Source organism: Micrococcus sp. GbtcB5 (assembly GCF_019091605.1).
GTDB classification, from domain to species: domain Bacteria; phylum Actinomycetota; class Actinomycetes; order Actinomycetales; family Micrococcaceae; genus Micrococcus; species Micrococcus luteus.
This window is the reverse complement of record NZ_JAGXJK010000463.1, coordinates 1-237: the sequence shown is the minus strand read 5'-3', so window position 1 is coordinate 237 and position 237 is coordinate 1. Positions and strand designations below refer to the sequence as shown.

Here is a 237-nt window from a genome sequence, read left to right as displayed (position 1 = left end):
GAGCCCGCGGAGGCGCCCCGTCCGCCCAACGTGGCCCGGCCGCGCGCCCGCCCTCGCCTGTTCCTGACGCGCGCCGAGGCACGCTCGCTGTGGGGCCAGCACCAGTACAACCCGCCCAGCCAGTTCCTCGGGGAGATCCCGGAGACTCTCATCGACTGGGAGCGGGAGGGCACCACGCGCTCGGCGGGCTCAGTGGGCCTGACCGGCGCCGGCACCTAGCGCTACGCGGGGCGGGTA

Annotated in this window: 1 protein-coding gene; it reads left to right on the top strand. The window is 75.9% G+C overall.

The features are described from left to right. Positions 1–219: hypothetical protein (locus tag KVS67_RS13115; RefSeq protein WP_254629387.1), on the top strand; the 219-nt coding region annotated here is incomplete at its 5' end. Positions 220–237 lie beyond the last annotated feature (18 nt).